This window comes from Opitutaceae bacterium TAV5, from assembly GCA_000242935.3.
Taxonomy (GTDB): domain Bacteria; phylum Verrucomicrobiota; class Verrucomicrobiia; order Opitutales; family Opitutaceae; genus Geminisphaera.
Genome location: CP007053.1, coordinates 152,882 through 167,401, shown reverse-complemented (window position 1 = coordinate 167,401; position 14,520 = coordinate 152,882). Strand labels below are relative to the sequence as shown.

The following is a 14,520-nucleotide window of genomic DNA, read 5'->3' as shown; positions in this document are numbered from 1 at the left end:
CCGTCGCCTTCGTAGCTGACATTCCGGATGGTGAGGATGGCATCATCGGCGATCGTGATTCCATGTGAGGAACCGGACGGGATTGTGGTGCGTTCCTCGACGACAAGGGAATCGGTGACCACGGAACCGTTATCCGGGAAGGATCCGGCCGTGAGTGGCAGGAAAAGGCAGGAAGCCGAAAGGGAGATGGCGGCGAGGAGATGCGTTTTGTTCACGGGATTTCGAAGAGAGAGTGAATGTGGACCGGAGGAATTTTTGTCTGGTTTCAGGGAGGAATACCGAGGGTGGTGTTTATCGGATTACCTCAACTGCGCTACCTTCAGTATGTCGATCTAAAAGTAGCTTGAGAATAGGATGGGCGAATCTTGCCAGTGACGCGCCCACGACGACAAAATACCGATGACGAGGAGATGCTCTTGAAATTCGGGCGTGGTGTGCGCCGGTTACGCGAAGAGTTGGGACTCTCGCAGGAAGATTTTGCCGAATTGGTCGATGTGCATCGCACCTACGTCGGCATGATCGAACGGGGAGAGAAATCACCGACGCTGGGGACGGTCGCAGCCTGGGCACGCGGGTTCCGCATGAGATCTTCGCAATTGCTGGCAAAAGTGGGGTTGTGACGGAAGTCGACGTCCGGGATCTGTTGCCAAAGCGGAGCGAACCGGAACTGCTGTCGCAGGACCGGGAAGATTCCGCATCGCACCCGGGCGGTGTATTCCTGACAATGCTACCATTTCGGAGGGTTGATGTCGCGGGAGCTTCGGGGTGGTGGAAGTACTTCGGAACCATTGGAAAAATCAGTGAAGGAGGTCTGATGTCGTGAAAGCAGGTTAACATGCCACTTTCGTGGCATGTTTCCATGAAAGACAAGGCGCTATTTTCGTGGCGTGAATTCGCTCGAAATCCTGTGTGCCAATCTCCGCAATTTGCGGCTGAGCCGTGGGCTCACACAGGAGGTGCTGGCGGAAAAGGCAGGCGTGACGTGCCGGCATTACCAGGACATTGAAGCCGGACGTCGTCCCGGGTTGCAGGTGGCCACCGTCGATCGGCTCGCTGCCGCGCTGGGAGAAACGGCCTCGCATTTGCTGGAGGCGGGCCGGTACGCCGAGCCGGAGGCGAAACGCGGTAGAAATCCGCACCGGATTGTCCGGTAAGGCCGGCGGCGCAGACATAGTCCTGCCTGCGAAACTTGCTTCCGAGCGGGCCGGGATTGATCGGAATTTTTTCGTCACCGGAAAGGCAGCTGGCGAGGGAGAGGAAAACATGGATGAAGCCGGGAAGAGGATGAGTCTGCCGGAGGGATGGCGCAGGGTCCGTTCGCCGCCGGTCGTATGGCGCTCTGGTTTGTGACCATAGTCACAACTACTGTCAACCGCCATTCCTCCTACAAGGGCGGCCATGAAGCCGGACGCGGAACGGGAAGCGATCATCAGCCACCTGGTAGCCTTGCTGAAGAAACAGCGGGAAGACCGGGGTCTGTCGATGAACGAGACCGCGTGGCGGGCGGGACTGGATCACAGCATGATCCTGCGGGTGGAGAAGCGGCAGCGGCTGCCCACCATCGAAACCCTGCTCCGGATGTCCGACGCACTGGAGGCGGACTTGCCGGCATTGCTGGCGGCAGCCGTGGAAAGCGTCCGGGGAACCCGGCCCGGCACGAATGCGAAGCTGCTCCGGCCACGCCCTTCCGGCGGGAAGGCCGCCGGGAAGCGGCAGCCGCGAACCGCGAAAGCAGCCACGAAAAAATCCGCTTCCTGATTGCAGGCAGCGGGTGTCCCGGAAGACAGGGAAAAGTGACAGATCATCACGGTTCTTTCGCAGGCTCCGGAAAAATCTCTCGGGATTTTTCGTGTTGCCGGATTTTTTCTCAAAAATCCCGGAACGCACCGGGGACTGGCGAGGAATCGCTTCCGTGTTGCCGGTAGTCCGTCCAGGCACGGTCATGAGGCAAGCCATGCTGCCGGCATGGCTTGCCCCGGGCGGGGTGACGGAAGAAGCAGACAGTTTTACACGGAGGGCGGGATTCTCAGCGGAATCCCTTGCCGTTGCAAAATTCGCAGGTGAAGGGCGAGTTGGGCTTGAAGCCGGTGCCGTTGCAGAAGCTGCACTTGATGGCGGCATAGGCCACCGAGGAGAGGCCGATCAGGCCGACGAGGATCAGGACGTTACGTTTCATTCTTATGCAGGGTTGGTGGTTTTTCTGTTTCGCAGCCGGGAATCCGGTTTGCGGAAAGGAATATGGGATGGGAGGCGACTGGCAACGAAACCGCCGGGCGGGGAGGGAGAGTCATGGCAAAGGGTTGCATCTCTTCTCTTTTCGCAGGGCATCCGAAAATCTCTCGGGGGCCGGGAGAAAACCGCCCCGGCAGCCATTTTTCCGGTCGGGGAAAATTGGTGTTGCCTGACGGCACAGGCCGGAGGCACTTGCATGGAGGATGAGCAGCCCTGATTCCCTCAGCAGCTTTATTCCCGGTCCCGGCCAGGTCATGGACGGTTACCGCCTTGTGCGCATGATCGGCAGCGGAGGATTCGGCCATGTGTGGCTGTGCACCTCGATGGCACTCGGGCAGGCGTTCGCGCTCAAGATTGTCAAGGTTCCCGAAGGCAAGCACGCGCAGCGTGAACTTGCCGCCGTGCAGCGTTTCAAGCAGCTGCTTTCCGGGTCGCGTGCTTCCGGGCTGATGCCGATCGAGCACGTCGGCATGGTGGACGGGTTCCTGTTTTACGTCATGCCGCTTGCCGACGGGACGGACGACAGCGATCCGGAGTCGCCTGGCTGGAAACCGCTCACGCTCGGCACCCTTGTTTGCCAGCAACGGCTGACCGGGTCGTGGTATTCGTCAGCGCAGGTGAAAGCGTGGATGCAGCCGGTGCTGGAAGCCGCCCGGACGATCAGCGAGGCGGGGCTTGTTCATCGGGACATAAAGCCTGACAATATCCTGTTTGTCGGCGGCAGGACCGTACTGTCGGATATTTCGTTGCTCGGACATGATGGCGAGGCGCTCACCGAAATCGGCACGCCCGGGTATCGTGCCCCGAGCTGGTATATGGAAACGGGAGGGCACCCCGACCAGTACGGACTGGCGGCGACGCTGTTTACCCTTCTGACCGGGCACGCCCCGGACAAGATGGGACGGGTTGCATTTCGCTGGCCGCCGCAGGGGGAGGCATCCCTGTCCAGGGAAGAGCATGCGGAGTGGCTGCGATTGCACGATGTCATTTTCCGGGCCACGCACGAGCGGGCAGGCGAGCGGTATCGGACGCTTGCCGCGCTGGCGGATGCGGTGATTGGTGCGAACAGCGAGCGGACAAAGGTGGGGGAGGGGACGCTCAACCGTGGAGTCGTTACGGAGCCGGACGTATCCAGAGTCCGAATGCGGTTCCGTGCTCGCCCGCGAACAGTGTTGGCGTTTTTGTGCGTCATCCTCGCCATCGCGGGAGGCGCCCTTTATCTCAACAGCGTGAAGCCTGACAGGGGGAGCGGGTGGGGCTCCTTGTGGAGGAAGCTGGACGGGAATTCTGCCTGGAAGGAGTTCGACCGGAAACTTGACGAGGCCAAAGTTGCCCTCGAAGAGCGGAAGAAACAATGGAGTGAACTGAAGGATACGTTTGCCAAAGAAATGGACGAGCTTCGCGGCAAACCAACCTTTCAGGACATCTCCGGTACGATGCCGCGCATCAGCGCTCTGATCAAAAAGGCGACCGAATTCATCAGGGATGAAGCTGTCCGGTCCAGGGATCAATACAGGCAGCTTCGCGATGCACTGACGCAGGCTGCCGATGCGTCCGAAGCTGTCGACGGCGCCGACGAACGTGAAAAGGCTTACGCCTTGTTTCAAGCTCAAACAGTTGATTTCGAGAGTGATATGAAGTCAGTAACCGCAAACTGGAGGAAGTGGGTCGAGGAAATCGTTGCCAAAGCAGGCAAACAGGAGATTCCAGACCATTCGGCCTGGTGACTGTCCCCGAGAGATTTTTGCGTGAGGGGCGAAAGAGACCTGAGCCATGCCGTTTCCCGACACACCTGAAACCGTCATCGACCGCCTGAAGCGGCACGACATGCCGCAATCATGGGAAGCGGCATGGGAAGAGTTTTTCGATCTGTACCACTATGCGGTGCGCATCTGCGTGCAGTCGGCCTTTCGCCGTCATGGCTGGCACGCGCTGCCGGAGCACGACCTGGGCGACGTGGTCATGACGGTGTTTGTGTCCATTGTCCGGGGAAGTGAAACATTCGCACTCGATCCCGGCAGGGGACGCTTCCGGCAATTCCTGACCACCGTGTGCCAGCGCCGTGTGGCCGATCACATTCGCCGGCACCGGCATCAGGGAAAGCACGATTCCCTGGAAAGGCTCGCGGAAGAAGGCATCGCCCTGCCGCCCGCGACCGACGCCACCGGCATGGCCGGGCCCGGGCTCGACCGGGATGAACAGGACGCCTTCCGTATCGCCCTTCTGGGTACCTTGCTGGCGGAGCTGCGCAACGGGATTTCGCCGCGCATGTTCATGATTTTCGAGCTGGTCAAACTCGCCGGCAACCCACCCGCCGACGTGGCCATCCGGCTGGGCGTGAAGCGCGGGGTGGTGGACAACTCGGTTTACAAGGCGATGCAAAAACTCCGGGAGATCGCCGCCCGGAAAACCCTCACGGAGGAGTATCCACAATGAATGCGAAACCATCACGCTCGTCCGGTTCTCCTGTTCAGTCTGCCCCGTCTGCCGGTTCCCCCGCCGGTCCGGCTCCGGAGACGCTGGAAATGCTCCTTGCCGACGAGAGCCTGCGAGGGCTGCGGCAGGCCTGGCATGTGCTGGAGGCGTTTCAGCTTTCCACGGGACATCGTGTCCTGAAGGAGCGACTGCGAACCCGGCTCGCCGCAGCCATTTTTGAAGAACGGTAAAAATCCGGGGGCGGCGGGCACTGATGGCTGGCCGGGGCGGGTCGGTCGCTGGCTGAAACAACCCGATGCAGCCTTTGACAGTCCGACGCCCTTGCAGGTGGTGGAGAGTGGCTAGCTGGATCGCATCTGGCGCATGCTTTACGACCTCGAATCGGGGCAGCCGGGATAAAACCGGTCTGTGGTGGCTGGTGAAGACGCGGGCGGGCCTGATCCGCATCGGCTGGCGCGCCCGTTTTGTGGTCGGCATCGACTGGCTCGGCGACGGATCGAGTTTCGCCTGGAGTTCCAAGGCCGCCATGGATCTCCTGGCCGAGATGAAAAAGCGCATCGAGGACGCGAAAGTCAGCGCAGGCCAGTCTGAGACGTCGTCTCGTCAGTAATACTGTTTCTCAACTTGTTACCAGATGTTACATTGAAGTAGCGTAAGTCACCAAATATGAACGAAAATACAGACAAAGTCGGATCAGTTTCTACGATAGATCAGATCAACGCGCTCGGCCGTGCCGGCGGGAAAGAGAACTTGCGGAAAGCGAACAGCATGTTCCGGGGGCTGAAGAAGCGCTGGCCTGACGTCCGGTTTACCGGAGCAATGCCAACATCATGATGTATAGCCGGATGTCCAGGCATCAGAAAGGCAGGACAGCCCTCGGTGGAGTGGAGATACGGACAGGTGGGGTTTTCTGGAAAAGGCATATGTGGGGTGTTGGCCCTCCTGCCGATTCGGGTTACGGTCTGGCCTGGCTGGCGGAGATTTTTTCCTTTTCCGGGGTTTGGTGGCTTGGCCGGAAATAGAAATAATGGGCTAAAGATTAACGGAATCAGATAGTTAAGGAAAAAATCTCTGCGGGAGCCTTTCGCCCCTGTAATCTCATAAAGATAACATGCAAGAAGAAGTTACAAAAGACGGCAACATCGACGAAATCCCGTGGTATGCGTGGGAAACCGTGTACAGGGACGGTGTGATGGATATGAAGCAACATACTGTCAACAAGGATGTTGTGCCTATATCTCCGATCCCGGCGACGACAGAAGCGGAGGAGCGGGTGGCCGAGGCGCTGCTGATCAGGGCGCGGCGTGTGTCCGTCAGCCTCCGCAGCCGTTGATCGAAGTGAAAACCGATGAGCCTGCCTGAAGGTGGCAGGGGGAGGGCTGAATCGGCAGCGCTCAAAGCAGAGGTGATGGCTCTTTTCCTCCATTAACTCTCGGCTTTTCCGGTGACAGCATTACGAGTACGGCAACGGCAAACTGAAACTTGGTCGCGCCTGATTGTCGCCCAACCGGCAATACGGGCTATCCGGGAGCTGCGAATCATGGGGCAATATGGTGTCTGCCGCGTGTTCACTTGCGTTGAAGCGGCAGATAACAATCTGGTAAGATTATTTCTGTCACAGTGGCATGGACTGTCAGCGAATGTGGCTGAAATGCCGATTGGCCGGACGAACCACGAATGAAAAACCGCAACCGTTTCCCGGAGGAGTGACCAAGGAGTATCGACAGATCCTCAACGCCGCTTACGGCAGAACCCGGGGACCTGCCGGCAAAAAGCCTCATCCGGGGGCAAGGCTTTATGGTGACTGGCTGTATACCGAATATCCCGAGCGGCTCCGTGAGGAATTGACGGAGTGGCTTTAGCGCAGGCCGGTAATCCCGGGATGTCTTCCTCAAGTGCTTCCTCCTGTCCCGAAAGGCTATGACATGTGGCTGGCCCGGGGATGGGGAGGTATCAGGGAATGCGTCCGGTATCCGTGGCTTTGGGCAACCCGGAACAGCACGCACGGGACAGAGTACAAAGCGAGAACCTGGGCAGGGTGTGGAGACAAGGCGGGTTATTTTTTCAGGGCTGTCAAATGGAAGGGGGGGGCGAAGCGATCCGTAAACAAAAGGTCAGGATTTGAGCCGGATGAGGATCTTTTGGAACCCTCGAAAGAGCAGCGGCCTTGACGGACTTTCGATACCCGGAAATCGTGTAACCTGTTGATAACCGGTTCGGCTTTTCGGGACAAAACCGACCTGGTTGCAGGGTTCATGCTGGTCTGTAATGGAAACAGAAATACGTCGTTTTTTCACAGCCCATTTCACAGTTTTGGGCCGGAATGCATGGAAAAACGGGCAATTCTGTGAAAAATCGGGGAAAGATCAAATTCCGCAAGTGGGGTAACTGAAACGTGTTGAATTGACCTGAAATGTAGTGAAAAGGTCACTACTTCTCTTAAAAGGACGCTGCTCTACCATTGAGCTATCAACCCGTTGCTTCCGCCGGTGGCAGGCCACCGATGGAAGAGGGGCGTTACTACGCGGTCGGTTTTCGGTCTGGCAAGAGGGAAATGGTTTTTTCCCGTTTTTCGTGCCGGTTGCCGACTGCGACGAAGCAGCCATGACTCCGTCATCCTGCGCGGATGAAAGGGGGGAGACGAACGGACAGGGCAGGGTCCGCTGTAACCTTGCGCAACGGCTTCGCGTCTCCTTGCAATCTGTCCGTTCCAACTATGAGCCCCTCACGCAAAAACTATCTGGTCGGTTTCTTTCTCCTCACGACGCTCGCCGGTGCCGGCGTGGCGGTCAGCCAGTACTTTCAGATCCAGGACCTCCGTTCGCAGGCCCAGGTCAATGTCACCCAGGTGGCTGCGATCGACAAGACTGCGGCCAAGGCCTACCTCGACCATGCCGCCACTGCGGCTCCGGCTGCCGATGTGGTCCAGGAAGAGGATCAGCCGGTCTCCCCGGATGCCGTTGGCGAAGGCACGGAGGAGCGCGGTTTCCGGCGTGGTCCCGGCAATTTTGGTGCCCGCATGACCGAGTTGATGAAAGACCCGGAATTCGCCGAGGCCATGCGCCTGCGCCAGCGGGCGGATCTGGATCGCCGGTACGCCGGCCTTTTCAAGGAACTCAATCTTCCGGCAGACAAGCTCAACGCGCTCAAGGACCTGATGATCGAGCGGCAGAACGCGGCCATGGATGTGTTCGCCACAGCCCAGTCCCAGGGACTCAATCCTCGTGAAAACCGGGAGGAACTCCGGCAACTCGTCCAGTCCACGCAGTCCGAAGTCGATGCCTCGATCAAGGCGGCGATCGGCGATGCCGCGTACTCCCAGTACGAGAATTACAACGCGACCCAGCCCCAGCGCGGCACGGTCAACCGGATCAGCGAGAGTCTCTCCTATTCAAACGCGCCGCTGACCAGCAGCCAGGCGCAGCAACTGGTCACCATCATGGCGCAGAACAACACGCGCGAGATCACCGACCAGGTGATCACCCAGGCGCAGGGCGTGCTCACGTCCGGCCAGGTGGCGGCGCTGAAGCAGTATCAGGTGGAGCAGCAGGCGCGCGAGGTCGTCAACCAGAAGATGCGCGAGGCCCGGCAGCAGCAGCAGCGTCAGTCGCGGCAGGCGCGGAACTGATGGAAGGACCCCAAGGCTTCCGGATTTTTACACGAAGGCCGCAAAGGACGCGAAGGAGATAACTGGCAATTCCTTGCGATCTTTGCGGCCTTTGTGTAAAATCAAACACATCCGGTACACGGGTACGAGGAGAGTCCGGGCGTGGCGGGGCTGCGGGCGTGGATCGGGCCAGCCGGCCGGCGGTTGCGGTTGCCTTACCGGCCGCCGCTGCTGAGTCGGGAGACGATGACGCTGGCGTTGGCCTCGTACTGTTTCAGGGCTTCGACGAGACGGCTGCGGAACTCCTTTTGGGCGGTGATGCTGTTTTCCCAGTACTGGCAGGTGCGGTAGTAGTCGTAGAACGTTTCCGGCTTGAGTTCGCGTGAGGAGGCTTCGGCGAGGCTGCGCACGGTGCGCAGGAAGCTCTGGGTTTCGCTCATGAGGCCGCGCCGGTTGCCGGCCATCCGGCGGCACTGGTCTTCGTAATTGTAGAAGAGCGCGGAGAGGCGCGGATGGAGGCGGGCGGAGCCGAACCGGAACTGGACGAGTTCGAGCAGGGATTCGGAGAATTCACGAAATTCGGCGATGCGCGCGGCCTGGCGGTTGAATTCGTCGAGGTCGAGCGACTCCCATTTTTTTACGGAATCGATCCGGTAACCGAACCAGCGTTTTTCAATTTCGGTGTCGGAGCTGGCGGACTTGCGGGCGGCGGTGCCGTAGGTGGCTTCGATGTTGATCTTGCGCGTCTCGGCGTAGGAGGCGACGCCGATCACTTCGCCGGTGGTGAGGTTGAAGATGGGGCTGCCGCTGTTGCCGGGCTGGAAGGTGGCGTTGACCTCGACGAGGGTGGGGCCGACGCCCTGGATGAGTCCGCTCACCTGCGTCGCCACGCCGCTGCCGAGCCGGTTGCCCACCACGACGACCTTGTCGCCGATCTTGGCGGTTTTCATCACGTCGGGCGAGGCGGAGAGGGAGCCTTCGGCTTTCTCGATGCGGAGGAGCGCGATGTCGCTGCCGACCGCGCCGAAGGCCGGGCCCACGGCGATGGTCTCTCCGCGAAGATTGCGGAAGGTGAGACCTTCGCTGCCGCTGAGAACGTGGAGATTGGTGACGATAAAATCGACGCCGCGCAGCTTCGTCATGAACCCGGTGGCGGCGCCGTCGTTGGACTGGATGAGCACGATGCCGGCCATCTGTTCGGGGGAGAGGAGTTGGCTGGCGGGGGTTTCGTTGCGGGTACGCGACGCGGCCTTGCCGCCTTTTTTCCCGGGAGTGCCGGAGGCGTCGTCGCCGTCGTTACCGGCGACCGCATCGCTGGCGGAGTCGGGTGCGGGGGGCTGGTCGATCCCGAGGGCGGCGGTGATCAGGTTGCGGTTGTCGGTGAGGCGGCCGATATCGGCCTTGTCGAGGACGGGGATTTCCCTGGCGGCGGTGCTGGCGGTGAACGACGCCTTGTCGAGGGCGGGGTTAAATTCCTGCCGGAAAAAGACAGTCTCGACGATTTCGAAATCGGTGCTTTTGGCGGGAGGAGAGCGATCGCTGTCGGTGGCGGCGAACAGATCGTCGTCGGGCTTGCTGTTTCCGGTGTCGGACCCGGGGCGAGGGAGGATCTCGCGCCGGGCGATGCTGCGTTCTATCTGGTGGTTGTCCTTGTTGATCGTGAGCAGGTACCAGTAACGGGTGGTTTCGTCGTAGCCGGAAATCTGCCAGGCCGTGTAACCGTCGCGGGAGATGTCCCGGCGTTTTTCGACGGACTGGAGGGCGACCGGTTTTTCATCGCTTTCGGACCGCCACCAGGAAGAGGGGAGGAGGGCATGCCTGACCCGGTCGAGTCGCGACGTGAACGAGGCGTTGGTGAGGGTCCGGGTGCGGTTGGCCGTGCCGGAGAGGGTGCCGCTGACGGGTGGGAAGGAGGGGCTGCGCGAGAGGATGCCGACGGTGTTGCTTTCGGGCTGGCCGTCGTCCTTGACGGTCTGCTCCAGCATCAGCCATCGCGAGGGGTATTCGGTGCGGAGGAGGCGGTTGTTGCGGACGGGGCGGGACGGTTTTTCGTCCGTTGCCTCCTGGTCGCGGTTGCGGGTGGTGAAATGGGCCGAGACGACATGCAGCGAAAGGCTGTCGGAGTTGATGTAGAGTGTCTGGCTCGTCGTGAGGATTTCTTCGGCGGTCTGGCCATGCAGCCGGGCAGCGAGGAGCAGCAGGGCAAGGGAACAGAGGGTTCTGACCCGGAGAAAATGGGAATGCGGGGCGGATCGCATGAGAGGGAAGCGGAACGGCTCGGTGAATAACGTCTGCACGCGCGAGGTAAATCTTCAAATGCGGACAAACCGGAAGCGGGCGAGACGCCCGCGCCACGCGGAGAGGCAACGTTCACGGGCAGGGATGCCCGTGCCACTTTTCCCTGGTCACGGGATTCAGCCGGCGACGGGCACGGGGTCGAGATCGGTGACGAGGACCTCGACAGTGAGCTTGCGTTCGCCGGTGCCGCGGTAGGTGCCCTTGAGCGGGGAGACGTCGGAGTAATCCCGGCCGACGGCGATTTTTATGTAACGCTCGTCGGGCTGGGACCCGTTGGTGGGATCGAGGGCGCGCCAGCCATGGCCGGGCAGGTAAACCTCCACCCAGGCATGGCTGGCCTGGGCGCCGCGAAGCTGGTCTTCGGGGCCGTTGTAAAGGTAACCGCTGACGTAGCGGGCCGGGATTTTCAGCGAGCGGCAGACGCCGAGCATGACGTGCGCGAAATCCTGGCAGACGCCGCGACGGTCGCGCAGCACGTCGCGCATGTGCGTGTGGACGTGCGTGGCGGCGGGCGTGTAGGTGAAACCGCGGTGGATGGCACGCAGCACGGCCTGCGCAGCCTGCCAGGCGTCGGTGATGCCGACAGTGGCATCGAGACCGAAACGCCAGGCTTCGGCCGAGATGTCCACAAAGTGGCTCGACTGCATGAAATCGTAGCAGCGTTCGAGGCGCGAACAGGCTTCCATCTCCGCGAGCGGCGTGGTGACGAGATCTTCGGCGAGCCGGTGGCCGTTGCCGGTGGTGACGACCGAGGTGGCCTCGACTTCGAGCCGGGTGTGCGGCTCGGTGATCTCGAAGAGGTGGACGTAGTTGAGATGAAAATCGAGGTAATGGGTGAGCCGCGTGGACGGCAGGATTTTCAGCAGGAAATGGTGACACACCTGACCATCGGCGGTGACGGGCTGGAGGCGGGCTTCATTGAAGCTCTCGCGGACCGGCTCGCCATAGACATAGGAGGTGCGGTGGAGAACGCGGAGTCTCATGGAATGCGGAGTGCGGAATGCGGATTGCAGAACGGCGCAAGCGGCGGGCGAGGGCAGGGGAGGCAAAGGGAATGAAGACGGGTGTGGTTTTTATTCCGCATTCCGCACTCCGCATTCCGTATCCGGTTGCTGCTGCTGTTGCTCTTCCTGCTGGCGCAGGCGGTCGCTCTCGCCTTCCTGGAAGGCGTGCAGGATGTAGGTTTTGAAGAGGGCGGCGCCGATGGCGTTAAGGCGAGTTTGCAAGAGGTCGATCCAGGTGTGCAGGCCGGTTTCGAAAATGTCGGAAGCGGTGCTGAACTGGAGCTCGGCGAGCAGGCGGCCGGCAAGCTTTTCCGCATCGTTGGAGAAACGTCCGGCGGCGACGCCGGAGATGTCGCGCAGGTCGGTGTTGAGCCGTTCGACGCAGTAGCGCACGGAGCGCGGGAAATCCTCGGAAAGGATGAGGAGCTCGGCGACCTCGGCGGGCTGGACTTCAGCGCCGTAGAGCGACTGGTAGGCGTCCCAGGCGCTGCACGAGCGGAGGATGGCGGACCATGCCGGCGTGTCGGCCGGCGAGATCGGCCCGGGAGCGCCGCGGTCGGGGAAGGTGGCGTGGCGCACGTCGAGGATGCGCGAGGTCTTGTCGGCGCGTTCGAGGTATTTGCCGACTTGCAGGAAGTTCCACCCTTCGTTGCGCATGACGATGGCGTCGGTGATGCCCTGCATGAGGAGCGAGGCGGCCTTCACTTCCTGGAAAAACTCGGCCGGGCTGGAGCGGATGAGCTGCCGGGCGCGGGGCGAATGCAGGAAGAGGTAGAGGCGGTTGAGCTCTTCCCAGAGCTCGACGGTGATCTGGTCGCGCACCATGCGGGCGTTTTCCCGGGCCTGGGTGACGGCGCTGAGCACGGAGTTGGTATTCTCGGTCTGGAAGACGAGGAACTGGGTGACGGCTTCGCCGGTCGCGCGCGGGTGGAGCGAGGTGAAAAGGGTCTCGTCGCCGGAACTCTGGACGATGGGCATCCAGTGAACGGTGAGGGCGTGATCGTCGAAGTTCTGGAAGTCGAGGAGGAGCTGCAGATTGACGTCAACGAGGCGCGCCGTGTTTTCGGCGCGCTCGAGATAGCGACTCATCCAGTAAAGGCTGTTGGCAACGCGGCTTAGCATGGGAGGAAATTACGAATTACAAATTACGAATGACAAATGATGAGTGACGGAAAACCAGGGGAGGGGGGAAAATTACGGATGACGAATGGACGGGCTCCGGCTGTGCCGGAGGGGTCGGGAAATTCGTAATTCGTCATTCGTAATTCGTCATTTTTTTGTTCACTCGTTCCCGTACAGTACCCACGTGTCCTTGCTGCCGCCGCCCTGGGAGGAGTTGACGACAATGGAGCCGCGACGGAGGGCCACGCGGGTGAGGCCGCCGGGAATGACGGTGGTCTTCTTCCCGTAGAGGATGAAGGGGCGCAGGTCGATGTGGCGTCCTTCGAACAGGCCGGTCTCCTCGATGTAGGTCGGGTGGCGCGAGAGCGAGATCATGGGCTGCGCGATGTAGTTGCGCGGGTCCGCCTTGATGAGCTGGCGGAATTTTTCGCGTTCTTCCGCGGTGGATTTCGGTCCGATCAGCATGCCGTAGCCGCCGGCCTCGTTGGCGGCCTTCACGACGAGTTCGTCGAGATGATCGAGGATGTAGCTGCGGTCCTTCTCTTCGCTGGCGAGCCAGGTGGGGACGTTGGGCAAGAGGGGTTCCTGGTCGAGGTAGTACTTGATGATCCGGGGGACGAAATAGTACATGACCTTGTCGTCCGCGAGGCCGGTGCCGATAGTGTTGGCGAGCGAGACGTGGCCGGAACGATAGGCGTGGATGAGGCCGGGAACGCCGAGCTCGGAGTCGGCGCGGAAAACGGTCGGATCGAGAAAATCGTCGTCGATGCGCCGATAGATGACGTGGACGGGTTGCAGGCCTTTGGTCGTGCGCATGCACACGCGCTGGTCGCGCACCACGAGGTCGCGGCCCTCGACGATCTCGATGCCCATCTGGCGGGCGAGCGAGGTGTGTTCGAAGTAGGCGCTGTTGTAGGGGCCGGGCGTGAGGAGGACGACGGTGGGATCGGCCACGCCGGCGGGGGCGATGTGCTGGAGCACCTCGAGAAGCTCGGCCGGGTAATTGCTCACCGGACGCACGCCGACCGACTCGTAGATATCGGGGAACGTGCGTTTCATGGCGCGGCGGTTTTCCAGCACGTAGCTGACGCCGGAGGGGGAGCGGGCGTTGTCCTCGAGCACCATGTAGTCGCCGTCGGCCCCGCGGATCAGGTCGGTGCCGCAAATATGGATGTAGATGTCGCCGGGCACCTGGAAGTTGACGAACTCGCGCCGGAAGTGTTTTGCGGACAGGACATAGAACGGCGGGATGACGCCGTCCTTGATGATCTTCTGGTCGTGGTAGATATCGTGCAGGAAGAGGTTGAGCGCGGTGATGCGCTGCACGAGGCCGGCCTCGAGGCTTTCCCATTCGGCGGCGGGGATGATGCGCGGCATGAGGTCGAACGGGAAAACACGTTCGGTGCCCTGCGAGTCGCCGTAGACATTGAAGGTGATGCCTTGCCGCAGGAACATGAAGTCCACTGCATGCCGTTTGGCATCGAATTCCTCGCGGGGGATGTTGCCGAACCGGCTGGCGAATTTCCGGTAATGCGGGCGGAGTGTGCCGTCGGCGGTGAACATCTCGTCGAAGAAAGCTTCCGGTGCGTAACCTTCGAGCGTGGTCGGGCTGGCTCCCGGCGCGGAAGGGGAGGCGCCGGGCGGGTGCGGTGACAAAGAGGTGGATGGCATGAACCGGATAATAGCAGGTTGCGTGCGCAGTTTGCGAACCGGCGGGGAAATTTTTGCAGTTTCATTACAAGATAATGGGAACCAGGAGGTTTCGCCGCGCGCAGGGTCTGCCTGATCGCGCCTGGCGATCGCGGATCGTTTTCGTGCGAC

At 61.0% G+C, this 14,520-nt stretch carries 14 protein-coding genes; 9 read left to right on the top strand and 5 right to left on the bottom strand.

Annotation, left to right across the window (positions count from 1 at the left end; all coding sequences use genetic code 11):
• The first annotated feature begins 371 nt into the window (after positions 1-371).
• The 3 genes from OPIT5_01220 to OPIT5_01210 all read left to right on the top strand — a co-directional run bounded on the left by OPIT5_01220 (position 372) and on the right by OPIT5_01210 (position 1,758).
• Positions 372-620: a transcriptional regulator gene (locus OPIT5_01220; protein AHF89096.1), complete on the top strand. Its 249-nt coding sequence runs from the start codon at positions 372-374 to the stop codon at positions 618-620.
• 267 nt (positions 621-887) lie between these two features.
• Entirely contained in the window at positions 888-1,154 is a 267-nt protein-coding gene (locus OPIT5_01215; GenBank protein AHF89095.1) for a DNA-binding protein, read from the top strand.
• A 244-nt stretch (positions 1,155-1,398) separates the two neighbouring features.
• Positions 1,399-1,758 carry a transcriptional regulator gene (locus tag OPIT5_01210; GenBank protein AHF89094.1) on the top strand — a complete coding sequence of 120 codons (360 nt, stop codon included), beginning with the start codon at positions 1,399-1,401 and terminating at the stop codon, positions 1,756-1,758.
• Positions 1,759-2,026: 268 nt separating this feature from the next.
• Here the strand turns inward: OPIT5_01210 and OPIT5_01205 are convergent, their stop codons facing one another.
• Positions 2,027-2,176, bottom strand: a complete 150-nt coding sequence (locus tag OPIT5_01205) for a hypothetical protein (GenBank protein ID AHF89093.1) — start codon at positions 2,174-2,176, stop codon at positions 2,027-2,029.
• 259 nt (positions 2,177-2,435) lie between these two features.
• Between OPIT5_01205 and OPIT5_01200 the strand changes: the two genes are divergently transcribed.
• From OPIT5_01200 to OPIT5_01175, 6 genes are all read left to right on the top strand, one after another.
• Entirely contained in the window at positions 2,436-3,959 is a 1,524-nt protein-coding gene (locus OPIT5_01200; GenBank protein AHF89092.1) for a serine/threonine protein kinase, read from the top strand.
• 46 nt (positions 3,960-4,005) lie between these two features.
• On the top strand, positions 4,006-4,668 hold the full coding sequence (locus tag OPIT5_01195; GenBank protein AHF89091.1) for an RNA polymerase sigma-70 factor: 663 nt from the start codon (positions 4,006-4,008) through the stop codon (positions 4,666-4,668).
• Positions 4,665-4,898, top strand: a complete 234-nt coding sequence (locus OPIT5_01190) for a hypothetical protein (protein ID AHF89090.1) — start codon at positions 4,665-4,667, stop codon at positions 4,896-4,898. Before OPIT5_01195 ends, OPIT5_01190 begins: the two co-directional genes overlap by 4 nt.
• Positions 4,899-5,005: 107 nt before the next feature.
• On the top strand, positions 5,006-5,278 hold the full coding sequence (locus OPIT5_01185) for a hypothetical protein (GenBank protein ID AHF89089.1): 273 nt from the start codon (positions 5,006-5,008) through the stop codon (positions 5,276-5,278).
• A 501-nt stretch (positions 5,279-5,779) separates the two neighbouring features.
• Positions 5,780-6,001, top strand: a complete 222-nt coding sequence (locus OPIT5_01180) for a hypothetical protein (GenBank protein AHF89088.1) — start codon at positions 5,780-5,782, stop codon at positions 5,999-6,001.
• 1,383 nt (positions 6,002-7,384) lie between these two features.
• Positions 7,385-8,296, top strand: coding sequence for a hypothetical protein (locus tag OPIT5_01175; GenBank protein ID AHF89087.1), 912 nt, complete (start codon positions 7,385-7,387; stop codon positions 8,294-8,296).
• Between the two features lie 194 nt (positions 8,297-8,490).
• Here the strand turns inward: OPIT5_01175 and OPIT5_01170 are convergent, their stop codons facing one another.
• The 4 genes from OPIT5_01170 to OPIT5_01155 all read right to left on the bottom strand — a co-directional run bounded on the left by OPIT5_01170 (position 8,491) and on the right by OPIT5_01155 (position 14,370).
• Positions 8,491-10,533, bottom strand: a complete 2,043-nt coding sequence (locus OPIT5_01170) for a trypsin (GenBank protein ID AHF89086.1) — start codon at positions 10,531-10,533, stop codon at positions 8,491-8,493.
• A 156-nt stretch (positions 10,534-10,689) separates the two neighbouring features.
• The gene (locus OPIT5_01165) at positions 10,690-11,556 is read right to left on the bottom strand and encodes a transglutaminase (protein AHF89085.1); all 867 of its coding nucleotides are present in this window, start codon (positions 11,554-11,556) and stop codon (positions 10,690-10,692) included.
• Positions 11,557-11,646: 90 nt separating this feature from the next.
• Positions 11,647-12,699, bottom strand: coding sequence for a hypothetical protein (locus OPIT5_01160; protein AHF89084.1), 1,053 nt, complete (start codon positions 12,697-12,699; stop codon positions 11,647-11,649).
• Positions 12,700-12,858: 159 nt separating this feature from the next.
• Entirely contained in the window at positions 12,859-14,370 is a 1,512-nt protein-coding gene (locus OPIT5_01155; GenBank protein AHF89083.1) for a hypothetical protein, read from the bottom strand.
• Positions 14,371-14,520: the final 150 nt, after the last annotated feature.

Excerpts from the sequence above, each read along its gene's own strand:
- OPIT5_01210 (AHF89094.1), top strand. The coding sequence starts at position 1,399 with ATGAAGCCGGACGCGGAACGGGAAGCGATCATCAGCCACCTGGTAGCC.
- OPIT5_01205 (AHF89093.1), bottom strand. The coding sequence starts at position 2,176 with ATGAAACGTAACGTCCTGATCCTCGTCGGCCTGATCGGCCTCTCCTCG.
- OPIT5_01200 (AHF89092.1), top strand. The coding sequence starts at position 2,436 with ATGAGCAGCCCTGATTCCCTCAGCAGCTTTATTCCCGGTCCCGGCCAG.
- OPIT5_01195 (AHF89091.1), top strand. The coding sequence starts at position 4,006 with ATGCCGTTTCCCGACACACCTGAAACCGTCATCGACCGCCTGAAGCGG.
- OPIT5_01190 (AHF89090.1), top strand. The coding sequence starts at position 4,665 with ATGAATGCGAAACCATCACGCTCGTCCGGTTCTCCTGTTCAGTCTGCC.
- OPIT5_01180 (AHF89088.1), top strand. The coding sequence starts at position 5,780 with ATGCAAGAAGAAGTTACAAAAGACGGCAACATCGACGAAATCCCGTGG.
- OPIT5_01175 (AHF89087.1), top strand. The coding sequence starts at position 7,385 with ATGAGCCCCTCACGCAAAAACTATCTGGTCGGTTTCTTTCTCCTCACG.
- OPIT5_01170 (AHF89086.1), bottom strand. The coding sequence starts at position 10,533 with ATGCGATCCGCCCCGCATTCCCATTTTCTCCGGGTCAGAACCCTCTGT.
- OPIT5_01165 (AHF89085.1), bottom strand. The coding sequence starts at position 11,556 with ATGAGACTCCGCGTTCTCCACCGCACCTCCTATGTCTATGGCGAGCCG.
- OPIT5_01160 (AHF89084.1), bottom strand. The coding sequence starts at position 12,699 with ATGCTAAGCCGCGTTGCCAACAGCCTTTACTGGATGAGTCGCTATCTC.
- OPIT5_01155 (AHF89083.1), bottom strand. The coding sequence starts at position 14,370 with ATGCCATCCACCTCTTTGTCACCGCACCCGCCCGGCGCCTCCCCTTCC.